Source organism: Rhizobium sp. Root482 (assembly GCF_001426565.1).
In the GTDB taxonomy this organism is placed as follows: Bacteria; Pseudomonadota; Alphaproteobacteria; order Rhizobiales; family Rhizobiaceae; genus Pararhizobium.
The window spans coordinates 1-13,919 of sequence record NZ_LMFA01000021.1; the positions used below are offsets into that span (position 1 = coordinate 1).

The following is a 13,919-nucleotide window of genomic DNA, read 5'->3' on the forward strand; positions in this document are numbered from 1 at the left end:
CGCGCGAATTGTCGAAAATGCAAGGACGTGCTCTATCTCGGCCGCGGCACCAGCTATCCGCTCGCCATGGAAGGGGCGCTGAAGCTCAAGGAAATCTCCTATATCCATGCGGAAGGCTATGCCGCCGGCGAACTCAAGCATGGGCCGATCGCGCTGATTGACGAGAACATGCCGGTCATCGTCATTGCGCCGCATGACCGGTTCTTCGAAAAGACGGTGTCGAACATGCAGGAGGTTGCCGCCCGTGGTGGCCGCATCATCTTCATCACCGACGAGAAGGGGGCGGCGGCCTCGAAACTGGAAACCATGAGCACGATCGTGCTTCCGAATGTCGATGAGATCATCGCGCCGATGATCTTCTCGCTGCCGGTGCAATTGCTCGCCTACCATACGGCCGTGTTCATGGGCACCGATGTCGATCAGCCGCGCAATCTCGCCAAGTCGGTGACGGTGGAATGATCATTCGTCCGGAGGCTCCGGCCGATATTCCGGCGATCCGCGCCGTGACGCGTGCCGCCTTCCTGGATCATCCGCACAGCGAGCAGACGGAGCATCTGATCATCGAGCGGCTGAGGGAAAGGGGGAAGCTTGCTCTTTCCCTGGTTGCCGAACTCCACGGCGAGATCGTCGGCCATATCGCCTTTTCACCGGTCGAACTGTCCGACGGTTCGCCGGATTGGCTCGGGCTTGGCCCGCTATCGGTCACGCCGTCGCGGCAAGGGCAGGGTATTGGCGCTGCCTTGATCCGCAAAGGACTTGAAATGCTGAAAACCCGGAACGCCGCCGGCTGCGTTGTCATGGGCGAACCGGATCTCTACCAGAAATTCGGGTTCCGAAACGATGCCAAGATCAGCTACGCCGATTGTGCGCCGCAGTATTTTTTGGCGCAAGCCTTGTCCCTCGCGGACGGGTCCGGCATGGTGACCTATGACGAAGCCTTTTATGTGAATCCAGACGGATAGACGGAGCGGCATGACGGACAGACCGGCACGCGGGTTTTTCGCCACGCGGTTAAGGAATTATTTCCTTACCGGCCTGATCATCTGCGCGCCGCTCGCCATCACCGCCTGGATCACCTGGTCGTTCATCCTGTGGGCCGACAGCTGGGTAAAGCCCTATCTGCCGTTCAGCTACAATCCCGATAATTTCCTGCCCTATCCGGTTCCGGGCTTCGGCCTTTTGACGGCGCTGATGCTGATCACCCTGGTCGGCTTCTTCACCGCCAATCTGATCGGCCGCAGCATTGTCGGCTTCGGCGAATCGCTGCTGGTGCGCACGCCACTGGTCCGCTCGATCTACAAGGGCTTGAAGCAGATTTTCCAGACCGTGCTGCAGGACCAGACGAACTCCTTCAAGAAGGCTGGCCTGATCGAATATCCCAGTCCCGGCCTCTGGGCGCTGGTCTTCATCGCCACCGATGCGAAAGGCGAAATCGCCGTCAAATTCAGAGAGCGCGGCCTCGACATGGTCGTCGTCTTCCTGCCGCCGACCCCGGTGCCGACCGCCGGTTTCCTTATCTTCGTGCCGCGCGAAAAGATCGTGCCGCTCGACATGAGCCCGGAAGATGCCGCCAAGCTGCTGCTGTCCGGGGGGCTCGTTGCTCCTGACCATCTGCCCGTAACACTGCCCGCCATGGAAGAGGTCGCGGCCAAGCGCGGAAAAATTCTCAGCCGGCCCTGAGGAAGCGGATCGCCTCGTCGCGGCGGTGGAGATAGAGCAGCGTGCGCAGCGCCTCGCCGCGCGGCGTGGTCAGTTCCGGGTCGCGCTCGATCATGTATGCGGCGTCCTTGCGGGCGATTTCCAGGAGATCGCCATGGGCTTCGAGGCTGGCGATGCGAAAGCCGGGCGTGCCGGATTGCCTGGTGCCGAGAAGCTCGCCTTCGCCGCGCAGCTTCAAATCCTCCTCGGCGATGATGAAGCCGTCTTCCGTATCCCGGAGAACCGACAGCCGGGCTCGGCCGTTTTCGCTGAGCGGTCCCTTATAGAGCAGTATGCAGGTGGAGGCTTCCTCGCCGCGACCGACGCGACCGCGCAACTGGTGCAACTGCGCCAGACCGAAGCGTTCGGCATGTTCGATCACCATGATCGTCGCATCCGGCACATCGACCCCGACCTCGACGACGGTGGTGGCGACCAGAAGCCGGGTCTCGCCGCTCTTGAAGGCGAGCATGGCGGCATCCTTCTCGGCGCCGTTCATGCGGCCATGGACAAGCCCGACCTCGGCGCCGAACTGGCTCTTCAGCATCTGGAACCGCTCGTCGGCCGACATCAGGTCGGAGGCGTCCGATTCCTCCACCAGCGGGCAGATCCAATAGGCCTTCTTGCCCTCGCCAAGCGCCGTTTTCAGCCGCGCTACGATTTCACCGGTGCGCTCTGTCGAGACCGTCACCGTCTGGATCGGCTTGCGGCCGGCGGGTTTTTCCGTGAGCTTGGAAACATCCATGTCGCCGAAGGCGGCCAGCACCAGGGTTCGCGGGATGGGTGTTGCGGTCATCACCAGCATATGCGGCGAAATTCCCTTGGCGGTCAGCCGCAGGCGCTGGTGCACGCCGAAACGGTGCTGTTCGTCGACGACCGCCAGCAGCAGGTTTTCATAGACCACCGTATCCTGGAATAGCGCATGCGTGCCGATGACGATCTGCGTCTGGCCGCTGGCGATGCGATCGAGGATGGCATCCCGCTCGCGCCCCTTGGTACGCCCGGTGAGGACGTCGATGGCAATTCCCGCCGGCTCCGCCATTTTCGACAGGGTCGCGAAATGCTGGCGGGCAAGAATTTCCGTCGGCGCCATCAGCACCGCCTGCCCCCCGGCCTCGACCGCTGCCAGCATCGACATCAGCGCGACGGCGGTCTTTCCAGAGCCGACATCGCCCTGCAGAAGCCGCAGCATGCGCTCCGTGCCGGCCATGTCCTTCAGCACTTCGGCAATCGCCTGTGCCTGACTGGCGGTCAGCGAAAAGGGCAGGGCGGCGAGGACAGGGGCACTCAGCCTTCCCGTGGCATGTACCGCTATGCCGGCGACCTTGCGCAGCCGCTGGCGCACCAGCGAAAGCGAAAGCTGGCCGGCGAGAAACTCATCATAGGCAAGACGCCTGCGTGCCGGAGCCTGCGGATCGATATCGGCTCCATCACGGGGGTGATGAAGCGCCAGAAATGATTCCCGCGCGTCGGCAAATCCCTGTTTCTGCACCAGCGCCTCGTCGATCCATTCCGGAAATTCGGGAATGCGGGGCAGGGCAGCCTCCACGGATTTCCGCAGGATGCGGGCCGAAAGTCCTGCCGTCAGCGGATAGACCGGCTCTACCAGGGGCAGGTTTTCCGCTTCGGCTGCCCGCACCATGTAATCAGGATGGACCATGGAGGAGCGGCCGTTAAACCAGTCCACCTTTCCGCTGACGGTGACGGTTTCATCGATCGGCAGGGCTTTTTCCAACCAGTTTCCCTTGACCTTGAAGAAGGTCAGCGCCAGTTCGCCCGTGTCGTCATGCAGAAAGACGCGATAGGGCTGGTTCGTGCGCGCCGGCGGCGGCTGGTGCCGGTCCACCCGGCCGGTGATGGTGACGATGGCGCCCTGCGGTGCGCGTGCAATGCCGGGCTGGTGTCGCCGGTCGATAAGCGAATGGGGCGCATGGAAGACAAGGTCGATCACCCGGCAGTCATCGATGCTTTCGCGACCGAGAAGCCGCGCATAAAGTTCGCCCGCCTTCGGGCCGATGCCGGAAAGCGTGTTGAGCGGAGCAAACAGGGGATCGAGAAGGGCCGGGCGCATTCGGCCAGACTGAAACGAGGATTAGGTCTTTGGCAAGGCTGACAACTTTCTTTCCAGCGTTTATAGAGCCATGACGACAGGCCGCCTTCAATGCCGCGGCGACAGGAAGGACTTTTCATGACCGGCATCACGCGCACCAGCGCCGACCTCGATCCGCGCCGCCGGCGCATTCTTTTCCGTGCCTGGCACCGCGGCATTCGCGAGATGGACCTGGTTTTCGGGCAGTTCGCCGATAATGTGCTGGCTGATCTCGCCGATGCCGATCTCGACGAGCTCGAGACCATCATGTCGGAAGAGGACAATGACCTGGTGAAGTGGATCACCGGCGAGCAGCCTGTGCCGGAGCGCTACCGCACGCCGCTGTTCGCGCAGATTGTCTCCTACCGCCCGGATTTCGATGTTCTCCTGGTCGATAGAAACGCCCGATGATCGCCGGTTTTGATCCTCTGAAAGTCGCACGCGCCACGCGCGAAGTGACCATCGGCCCGGTGCCCGCCGGCGTCGAGCCGCTGATCCTTGCCGAACTCGCCCGCGCCAATGGCCCGGTTGCCTATATTCTTTCGGATGGCCAGCGCATCGCCGATGTCGAGCAGATGCTCGGGTTCGCGGCGCCCGAGATCCCGGTGTTCACGCTGCCCGGCTGGGATTGCCTTCCCTATGACCGGGTATCACCGAGCGCCGACATCTCGGCACGGCGGCTGGCGACGCTCGGCGGGCTGATCGCCCATGCGAGAAAGCCGCATCCGGCGATCGTGCTCGTCACCGTCAATGCGGCATTGCAGAAGATCGCCCCTCAGGATGTGATCGACAGCCTGGCTTTTTCCGCCCGCCCGGGAATGACGATCCGCATGGACGACCTTGCCGCGCGACTGTCCAGAAACGGCTTCGAGCGCGTCCCCACCGTGCGCGAGGTTGGCGAATATGCGCTGCGCGGCGGCATTCTCGATGTCTTTTTGCCAGGAAGCGACGAGCCGGTGCGCCTCGATTTCTTCGGCGATACGCTCGAAAGCATCCGCTCCTTCGACGCCGCCAGCCAGCGCACCACCGGCCAGGCGCGTTCGCTCGAACTCAACCCGATGAGCGAAGTGACGCTGACACCGGAGACAATCAGCCATTTCCGCACGCAATATCTGTCGATGTTCGGTGCGGCGACGCGCGACGACGCGCTCTATCAGGCCGTCTCCGAAGGCCGGCGCTATGCCGGCATGGAACATTGGCTGCCGCTGTTCTACGACCGACTCGATACGGTGTTCGATTATCTTGCCGGCTTCCACATCGTCACCGACCATGTTGCGCGCGAAGCCGCCGCCGAACGGTCCAAACTTATCCAGGATTATTACGAGGCCCGGCAATCCTCGGTGGCGCCCGGAAAATCGCAGGTCTCCCAGGGCACGCCCTACAAGCCGGTTCCGCCGGACATGCTTTATCTGAACGCCACCGACTTCAATGCGGCGCTTGTCTCCCGCAACGCCGTGCGCCTGTCGCCGTTCAGCGAGCATGAGGGCGAAGCCCGGCAGGTGATGACCGTCGATGCGCGGCTCGGCGTGCGCTGGGCAAAGAATGCGACGGAATCGACGGGGGATGCCGAGCGGGTCAATGTCTTCGGCCAGGCCGTAACCTATATAGCCGACCGTCGCGCCAAGGGTGCCAAGGTACTGATCACCGCTTGGTCGGAAGGCTCGCTCGATCGTCTTTTGCAGGTTCTCGCCGAGCATGGACTGGCCAATATCAAGCCGGTCAGCGCGCTGTCGGATCTCGATCGCCTCAAGCCCGGCGAGGCGGCAGCCGCCGTGCTGAGCCTAGAAAGCGGATTCGAGACCGGCAATCTCGTGGTCATCGGCGAGCAGGATATTCTCGGCGACCGCATGGTGCGCCGTTCCAAGCGCCGCAAGCGCGGCGCCGATTTCATCGCCGAAGTGGCGGGCCTCGACGAAGGCAGCATCGTCGTTCATGCCGAGCACGGCATCGGCCGCTTTATCGGCCTGCGCACCATCGAGGCGGCCGGCGCGCCGCATGCCTGCCTCGAACTGGTTTATGCCGACGAGGCAAAGCTCTTCCTGCCGGTCGAGAACATCGAGCTTCTGTCGCGCTATGGCTCGGAAGGCAGCGATGCGGTTCTCGACAAGCTGGGCGGTGTAGCCTGGCAGGCGCGCAAGGCCAAGCTGAAGAAACGCCTGCTCGACATGGCCGGCGGCCTCATCCGCATTGCCGCCGAACGGCTGACCCGGCATGCGCCGGTGCTGACGACGCCGGAAGGACTTTACGACGAATTCGCCGCGCGTTTCCCCTACGACGAGACCGAGGACCAGATGACCTCGATCGAGGCGGTGCGCGAGGATCTCGGCGCTGGCCGGCCGATGGACCGGCTGGTCTGCGGCGATGTCGGCTTCGGCAAGACGGAGGTGGCATTGCGCGCCGCCTTCATCGCGGCGATGAATGGGGTTCAGGTGGCGGTCGTGGTGCCGACCACGCTTCTCGCCCGGCAGCATTTCAAATCCTTCGTTGAGCGGTTCCGTGGATTGCCGGTGCGCATCGCCCAGGCATCGCGCCTTGTCGGCTCCAAGGAACTGGCGCTGACCAAGAAGGAGGTCGCCGACGGCAAGACCGATATCGTCGTCGGCACGCATGCGCTTCTGGGCACGTCGATCAGTTTCGCCAATCTCGGCCTGTTGATCATCGACGAGGAGCAGCATTTCGGTGTCAAGCACAAGGAACGGCTGAAGGAGCTGAAATCCGACGTGCATGTGCTGACCCTGTCTGCGACGCCGATCCCGCGTACGCTGCAACTGGCGCTGACGGGCGTGCGGGAACTCTCGCTGATCACCACCGCGCCGGTGGACCGCATGGCGGTTCGCACCTTCATTTCGCCCTTCGATGCGCTGGTGATCCGCGAAACATTGATGCGTGAGCATTATCGCGGCGGCCAGAGCTTCTATGTCTGCCCGCGTCTTGCCGATCTCTCTGAAATCCACGACTTCCTCGCCTCGGACGTGCCGGAACTGAAGGTCGCCGTCGCCCACGGCCAGATGCCGGCGACGGAGCTGGAGGACATCATGAATGCCTTCTACGAAGGCCGCTATGATGTTCTGCTGTCGACGACGATCGTCGAATCCGGGCTCGATGTGCCCACAGCCAATACGCTGATCGTGCACCGCGCCGACATGTTCGGCCTGGCGCAGCTCTACCAGCTGCGCGGCCGGGTTGGCCGCTCGAAGGTGCGGGCCTTTGCGTTGTTCACCCTGCCGGTCAATCGCACCCTGACGAGCACCGCCGAGCGCCGTCTCAAGGTGCTGCAGTCGCTCGACACGCTGGGCGCCGGTTTCCAGCTGGCCAGCCACGATCTCGACATCCGTGGCGCCGGCAACCTGCTTGGCGACGAGCAGTCCGGCCATATCAAGGAGGTCGGATTCGAACTCTACCAGCAGATGCTGGAAGAGGCGGTCGCCGAGCTGAAGGGCGATGAGGAGATTGCCGACAGCGGTTGGTCGCCGCAGATTTCGGTGGGAACGCCGGTGATGATCCCGGACGACTATGTTCCGGACCTGCATCTGCGCCTCGGGCTTTACCGGCGCCTGGGCGAGATCACCGAACTCGGCGAGATCGATGCCTTCGGCGCGGAACTGATCGACCGGTTCGGCCAGCTGCCGATCGAGGTCCAGCATCTTCTCAAGATCGTCTACATCAAGTCGCTCTGCCGCACCGCCAATGTCGAAAAGCTCGATGCCGGGCCGAAGGGTGTCGTCGTGCAGTTCCGCAACCGGGAATTCCCCAATCCGGCGGCCTTGGTCGGTTACATCGCCAAGCAGGGCCTGATGGCGAAGATCCGCCCCGATCACAGCATCTTCTTCCAGCGCGATTTCCCGACGCCCGAAAAGCGGCTGGCCGGAGCTGCGGTGGTGATGACGCAGTTGGCGGGGCTTGCGAAGGGCGCCTGAGCACCAGACGGTTTACCGTCGCGGATCAGTTGATCTGCGACGCATCCTTCATCCGGGCGATATCGCGCAGGGCATCCGTGAGGACATCGACCGACTGCGCGCCCATGACCGCATATTTTCCGTCTATGATGAAGCATGGAACGCCGGTCACGCCCATGCCGCGGGCCGTCTCTATTTCCTCGCGAACGGCCTCCTTGTCCGCGTCCGAGGCGAGAAGCGCGGTGATGACGGTGCGGGCGAGACCGGCCGCTTCCGCGATGTCGAGAAGAACGGCATGATCGCCGATATTGCGGCCTTCCTCGAAATTGGCCTTGAACAGCAGCGCTGTAGCCTTGTCCTGTGTCTCGGCGCCCTCCGTCAAGGCCCAGCGGATCAGCCGATGGGCGTCGAGCGTATTCGGACTGATCGTCACGGCATCGAAATCGAAGGCGACGCCGTCCTCCTGGCCAAGCCGCGTCAGCATGTCATGTGCCCGCTCAACCGCGGCCTGGCCGCCGAGCTTCGCGGCGAGATGCGCCTTGTGATCGACGCCTTCGGGCGGCAGGTCGGGATTGAGCTGGTAGGGACGCCAGTTGACCGTCACATGGACTTCGCCGGCGAGACTGGCGACAGCCTGGTCCAGACGTGCCTTGCCCAGATAGCACCAGGGGCACACGACATCGGAGACGACGTCTATATTCACATGGTCCACGGCGGTTCTCCCTGCGCTGACATTGGTTGACCAGCGACATAGGCAAAGACGTTTCCGGTTTCAATGGGTTACCGGAACCATACCAGCGCCCGAATCCGGTCTACTGAGCGGTCTCGTCCCACCAGGTCGGCAGCTGGTAGCCATAGAGCGGCACGATGCTGGGGCGGCCGATCCGCTTTGAACGCCCCACCCATTGCGAGCCGACATGATAGAGCGGCACCAGGTAGAAACTGGAGACCAGCAGGCGGTCATGCGCTCGAATGGCGGCTGTGAAGTCTTCGACGCTGACGGCTCGAAGAATATTGTCGATTAACGTATCGACATCCTTGTCGGCGACGCCGGCAAAATTCGAGCTGCCTTGCCGGTCGCGCGATTGAGAGCCCCAGTAGGAAATCTGTTCGATCCCCGGCGAAAGCGAGGACGGGAAGGACTTCATGATCACATCATAATCGAATGACTGGCTGCGTTGTTGATACTGGGAATCATCGACGGTCCGCACCGTGGCGCTAATCCCGAGAGCCGCCAGGAAACGCTGATAGGCGAGCGCCAGTTTCTCCTGGCCCTCGTTCTGCGTCATGATCTCGAAGCTGAGCGGCGTGCCCTGCTCGTTGACCATCTTGCCGTCCTTGATGCCGTAGCCGGCCTCGCGCAATAGCGTGACGGCCTCGCGCAGGACGTTGCGGTCGCGCCCCGAGGCGTCGGTCACCGGCAAGCGGTAGCTGCCGTCGAGCACTGCGGGATTGATGCGGTTCTTGATGTCGCCGAGAAGATCAAGCTCGCGGCCGTCCGCTGCCACGCCCAGATAGGACAGTGCTGAATTCTGCCAGAAGCTCTGCGTGCGGGTATAGGCATTGTCGAACAGGTTCTTGTTCACCCATTCGAAATCGAAGACCAGGGCCAGTCCCTGACGCAGCTTGATGTTCTCGAAGATCGGCCGACGCGTGTTGAAGACGAAGCCCAGCATGCCGGACGGCGTCTTCGGCGTGAAAACGTCCTTGATCACATCGCCCGACTGGACGGCCGGAAAATTGTAGCTGCGCGCCCATTTCGTCGGGCTGCCTTCGGGATGGATGTCGATTTCACCCTTCTTGAACGCTTCGAACAGCGAATTTTCCTGCAGGAAATATTCGACGGAAATTTCGTCGTAATTGTCGAAGCCGACTTTCGAGGGGAGGTCCTTTGCCCAGTAATCGGGGTTGCGCTTATAGACGATGCGTTCGCCGGGCTTGACCTCGGAGACCTGGTAGGGGCCGGAGCCGAGCGGAAATTTCAGTGATGTCTGGTCAAAGGTCGCAACATCGGTCGCATGCTTGGGCAGGATCGGCGTCATGGCGATCAGCAACGGGAATTCGCGGTCGGCCTCGTCGTTGAAGGTGAAGCGGACGCTTCGATCGCCGACCTTCTCCATCTTCTCGACCTTAGCCAGCCGCGTGCTGAAGGGAACGCGGCCCTTGTCGCGAAACAGTTCGAAGGTGAAGATCACATCTTCCGGCGTGACCGGCTTTCCATCCGCCCATTTGGCATTCGGGTTGAGGTTGAACTGGATAAAACTGCGGTCATCGTCCCATTCGACGGTCTGCGCCAGGAGGCCATAGAGCGAGAAAGCCTCGTCGCGCGAGCGCTGCATCAGCGAATCATAGACCAGATTGCCGTATTCCGGATCGAGCATGCCGCGCGCGGTGGTGCGCATGCTCTTCAGGATGAACGGGTTGAGGCTGTCGAAGGTGCCGACGACGCCATAGGAGACCCGTCCGCCCTTCTTCACGTCGGGCTTCACATAGGGGAAGTGCTTGAAATCGGCGGGCAGGGCGGGCTCGCCATGCATGGCGATGCCGTGGACCGGTTCGGCCCGTGCCGCGACGCTTGAGCCAAGCGCAACCAGCAGCGAAAGCATACCCAATAACAATGCGCGCAAGCCCGTCTCCTTTTAGTCGATCCATCCGGTGAATCGAGCCAAATTATCACGTTGATCCGCATTTCCAACCGGTCGATGCCGGAAAAACCCCAAGATGGGTCTCTAAAAATATGAGGAAAGGCTGGATATCGGAGCCGGCGCATTGTAACAGGTGTTCATAGGCGAGGGGTCATGTAAATGCCTCATTTGGCCAACAGAGAGCGGGCAACTGACCATTTGACGACGAGCGGCTGAAAAACGCCCAGGCACCGGAATTCAGGAGACGGATATCGTTATGACCTTCAAGTCGAACATCACCAAAAAGGCGGCACTGTCGGCCTTCGCCGGAGCGGTCGTTGCCGCTGCCATGCCAGCCGCGTCCCTTGCGCAGCAGGCAGCCGGTCGTCCGCCGCAGGGCTGGTTCAAGGTCTGCACCAAGCAGGAAGACAATGATGTCTGCATCGTGCAGAATCTCCTGACCGCCAATAATGGCCAGATGATCACGGCTGTCGGCCTCATCAGCGTCCAGGGCAAGGTCAACCGCAAGATCCTGCAGGTCTCGGTCCCGTCCGCCCGGCTTATTCCTCCCGGCATCCAGATGCAGATCGACGGCGGCAAGGCTGCCAAGCTCGATTACGCCATCTGCATGCCCGACAAATGCGTTGCCGAAGTTCCCTTGAGCGACGGCATGCTGGCAAGCCTGAAGAAGGGTGGCGAAGTGGTCTTCACCTCCGTGAATTTCCAGCGCGCGCCGAACCCGATCAAGATAACGCTCGAAGGCTTTACCGGCGTCTATGACGGCGAGCCGATCGAACAGTCCAAGCTCGAGGAGCGCCAGCGCCTGCTGCAGGAAGAAATGCAGAAGAAGGCTGAAGAGGCCCGCAAGAAGCTTGAAGAAGCCCAGAAAGCCGCCAAGGCCAACTGAGTGGCTAACCGCCGCTTAACGGCAAGACGACAAAACGAAGAAGGCCCGGAGCGATCCGGGCCTTCTTCGTATTCGCGGCAATTCCTGCCGGGCGGTGTCAGTGCTGGATGACTGCCTTTGGCCTGTACTGGCCAACCGTCTGGGGATCGAAGAAGGCGTTTACCTGCGAATGGCGCAGCGGCATTCCGCTTTCATCCGAAACAAGGTTCTGCTCGGAGACATAGGCCACATATTCGGTCTCCTCGTTCTCCGCGAGCAGATGATAAAACGGCTGGTCCCTCGTCGGGCGGACTTCGGTGGGGATCGAGTTCCACCATTCCTCGGTATTTGCATATTCCGGATCGACATCGAAAATGACGCCGCGGAACGGAAACACGCGATGGCGAACGACCTGGCCAATCTGAAATTTTGCGTCTCTTTGTTTCAGCATGTTAGGTTCCTTTCGCTTTGATATGTGGTGGTTTTTTGCCGAATATCAAGAGAAGCGCGCCGGCTCGGGCATCCGTCTCAGAATCGAACAGCATGGAGATGCTTTCATCCGGCTGGACGGCGACCGCCTGCCAAAAGGCCGGCCTCTCGCGAGACCGGCCTTGACGTTGCTGGTTATTGTCGGCGACGAATGTCAGGCCGAATAGTACATGTCGAACTCGACCGGATGCGGGGTCATTTCGTAGCGCATGACCTCGACCATCTTCAATTCGATATAGGAATCGATCTGGTCGTCGTCGAAGACGCCGCCGGCGGTCAGGAACTTGCGGTCCTTGTCGAGGCTTTCGAGCGCTTCGCGCAGGCTGCCGCAGACGGTCGGGATCTTCTTCAATTCCTTCGCCGGCAGGTCATAGAGATCCTTGTCCATGGCCTTGCCGGGATGGATCTTGTTCTTGATACCGTCGAGGCCGGCCATCAGGAGCGCGGCGAAGGCGAAGTAGGGGTTGGCCAGCGGATCGGGGAAACGGACCTCGACGCGCTTGGACTTCGGGCCGGTACCGAAGGGGATGCGGCAGGAGGCGGAACGGTTGCGGGCCGAATAGGCGAGCAATACCGGTGCTTCGTAACCCGGGACGAGGCGCTTGTAGGAATTGGTGGTCGGGTTGGTGAAGGCGTTGATCGCCTTGGCATGCTTGATGACGCCGCCGATATAGAACAGGCAGGATTCCGACAGGCCGGCATATTCGTCGCCGGCGAAGTTCGGCTTGCCGTCCTTCCAGATCGACTGGTGCACATGCATGCCGGAGCCATTGTCGCCGAAAATTGGCTTGGGCATGAAGGTGGCCGTCTTGCCGTAGGCGTTGGCGACCTGGTGAACGACATATTTGTAGATCTGGATCTTGTCGGCGCTGCGCACCAGCGTGTCGAACTTGACGCCCAGTTCATGCTGCGCCGCCGCCACTTCGTGGTGCTGTTTTTCGACCGAAACGCCCATTTCGGTGAGGACGGTGAGCATTTCCGAGCGCATGTCCTGGCAGCTGTCGATCGGTGGAACCGGGAAATAGCCGCCCTTGACGCGCGGACGGTGGCCGAGATTGCCCGTCTCGTAGTCGGTGTCGTCGTTGGACGGGAGTTCCGAACTGTCCAGCTTGAAGCCGGTATTGTAGGGGTCGGCCTTGTATTTCACATCGTCGAAGACGAAGAATTCCGGCTCCGGGCCGACATAGACGGTGTCGCCGATGCCGGACGCCTTCAGATAGGCTTCCGCCTTCTTGGCGATGCCGCGCGGGTCGCGGTTATAGGCCTCGCCGGAGACCGGATCGAGGATGTCGCACATCACGACCATGGTCGACTGGGCAAAGAAGGGGTCCATGTGGACGGTCGCCGGATCCGGCATCAGCACCATGTCGGACTCGTTGATGGCCTTCCAGCCGCCGATCGACGACCCGTCGAACATCACGCCGTCAGTGAACATGTCCTCGTCGACGCAGGAGACGTCCATCGTCACATGCTGCAGCTTGCCCTTGGGGTCGGTGAAGCGCAGATCGACGAACTTGACGTCGTTTTCCTTGATCTGCTTGAGGATATCGTTTGCAGTCGTCATTTTTTGAAAGTCCCTCTTTGAGATGACGAGGTAGAACCCGAGCCGGCGGCCGGGCGAACTAGATGGCGTCGATGCCGGTCTCGCCGGTACGGATGCGGATGACCTCTTCGACATTGGAGACGAAAATCTTTCCGTCGCCGATGCGTCCGGTCTGCGCGGCATTGCGGATCGCCTCGATCACGGCTTCCGCGTTTTCGTCGGCCAATACGACTTCGACTTTCACCTTGGGAAGAAAATCGACGACATATTCAGCACCGCGATAGAGTTCCGTATGGCCCTTCTGTCGGCCGAAACCCTTCGCCTCGGTAACGGTGATGCCCTGCAGGCCGACTTCCTGAAGGGCTTCCTTCACTTCGTCGAGCTTGAAGGGCTTGATGATCGCTTCGATCTTTTTCATGAGAAAAACTCTCTCCGCTTCTTTCTTTGCACGGACCTCTGCCCGCTCGCTCTCGATACGCATTTTCCGTGCCAGACCGGCCTGGGCGATGCGGTTGAGGAGAAAAATCTCCAGCCAGTTCCGATCATAGCCAATTGCGCGGAATAAACAGCGCCCCATGCCTAATTTTTATGGTTTTCCGCTGCAAAGGCATACTGTTTGGGCGCGGCATCCTGTTCCATCACCATTCTGCCTGAAAAGCGCGCTCCAAATATGTGCAAATGCACAATAAATGAC

The 13,919-nt window shown here is 61.3% G+C and carries 12 protein-coding genes; 6 read left to right on the plus strand and 6 right to left on the minus strand.

The window, feature by feature from the left end:
- The 3 genes from ASD31_RS14125 to ASD31_RS14135 all read left to right on the plus strand — a co-directional run.
- A partial coding sequence (locus ASD31_RS14125; protein ID WP_156392663.1) for an SIS domain-containing protein occupies positions 1 to 459 on the plus strand: 459 nt, incomplete at its 5' end.
- Positions 456 to 962: a GNAT family N-acetyltransferase gene (locus tag ASD31_RS14130; RefSeq protein WP_056334786.1), complete on the plus strand. Its 507-nt coding sequence runs from the start codon at positions 456 to 458 to the stop codon at positions 960 to 962. The genes ASD31_RS14125 and ASD31_RS14130, both read left to right, overlap by 4 nt.
- 10 nt (positions 963 to 972) lie before the next feature.
- Positions 973 to 1,680, plus strand: coding sequence for a DUF502 domain-containing protein (locus ASD31_RS14135; RefSeq protein WP_056334789.1), 708 nt, complete (start codon positions 973 to 975; stop codon positions 1,678 to 1,680).
- On the opposite strand, the gene recG is transcribed toward ASD31_RS14135, so the two are convergent.
- Complete coding sequence (gene recG, locus ASD31_RS14140; RefSeq protein ID WP_056334793.1) at positions 1,667 to 3,769, minus strand: ATP-dependent DNA helicase RecG; 2,103 nt, start codon at positions 3,767 to 3,769, stop codon at positions 1,667 to 1,669. The two genes, ASD31_RS14135 and recG, sit on opposite strands and share 14 nt — an antisense overlap.
- 117 nt (positions 3,770 to 3,886) lie before the next feature.
- On the opposite strand from recG, the gene ASD31_RS14145 reads away from it, so the two are divergent.
- Both ASD31_RS14145 and mfd read left to right on the plus strand, forming a co-directional pair.
- Complete coding sequence (locus tag ASD31_RS14145; RefSeq protein ID WP_056334796.1) at positions 3,887 to 4,198, plus strand: succinate dehydrogenase assembly factor 2; 312 nt, start codon at positions 3,887 to 3,889, stop codon at positions 4,196 to 4,198.
- Entirely contained in the window at positions 4,195 to 7,704 is a 3,510-nt protein-coding gene (mfd, locus tag ASD31_RS14150) for a transcription-repair coupling factor (protein ID WP_056334799.1), read from the plus strand. The genes ASD31_RS14145 and mfd overlap by 4 nt, the downstream gene beginning before the upstream one ends.
- 25 nt (positions 7,705 to 7,729) lie before the next feature.
- On the opposite strand, the gene ASD31_RS14155 is transcribed toward mfd, so the two are convergent.
- Both ASD31_RS14155 and ASD31_RS14160 read right to left on the minus strand, forming a co-directional pair.
- Positions 7,730 to 8,395 carry a DsbA family oxidoreductase gene (locus ASD31_RS14155; RefSeq protein WP_056334804.1) on the minus strand — a complete coding sequence of 222 codons (666 nt, stop codon included), beginning with the start codon at positions 8,393 to 8,395 and terminating at the stop codon, positions 7,730 to 7,732.
- A 100-nt stretch (positions 8,396 to 8,495) separates the two neighbouring features.
- Positions 8,496 to 10,289 carry an extracellular solute-binding protein gene (locus ASD31_RS14160; protein WP_056334806.1) on the minus strand — a complete coding sequence of 598 codons (1,794 nt, stop codon included), beginning with the start codon at positions 10,287 to 10,289 and terminating at the stop codon, positions 8,496 to 8,498.
- Between the two features lie 295 nt (positions 10,290 to 10,584).
- Here ASD31_RS14160 and ASD31_RS14165 point away from each other — a divergent pair, with 295 nt between their 5' ends.
- Positions 10,585 to 11,214, plus strand: coding sequence for an invasion associated locus B family protein (locus ASD31_RS14165; RefSeq protein ID WP_056334809.1), 630 nt, complete (start codon positions 10,585 to 10,587; stop codon positions 11,212 to 11,214).
- Positions 11,215 to 11,311: 97 nt separating this feature from the next.
- Here ASD31_RS14165 and hspQ read toward each other — a convergent pair whose 3' ends face one another.
- From hspQ to ASD31_RS14185, 3 genes are all read right to left on the minus strand, one after another.
- Positions 11,312 to 11,641, minus strand: a complete 330-nt coding sequence (hspQ, locus tag ASD31_RS14170) for a heat shock protein HspQ (RefSeq protein ID WP_056335780.1) — start codon at positions 11,639 to 11,641, stop codon at positions 11,312 to 11,314.
- Between the two features lie 195 nt (positions 11,642 to 11,836).
- The gene (gene glnA / locus ASD31_RS14180) at positions 11,837 to 13,246 is read right to left on the minus strand and encodes a type I glutamate--ammonia ligase (protein ID WP_056334814.1); all 1,410 of its coding nucleotides are present in this window, start codon (positions 13,244 to 13,246) and stop codon (positions 11,837 to 11,839) included.
- Positions 13,247 to 13,304: 58 nt separating this feature from the next.
- Entirely contained in the window at positions 13,305 to 13,643 is a 339-nt protein-coding gene (locus ASD31_RS14185; RefSeq protein ID WP_011975544.1) for a P-II family nitrogen regulator, read from the minus strand.
- Between the last annotated feature and the right edge of the window lie 276 nt (positions 13,644 to 13,919).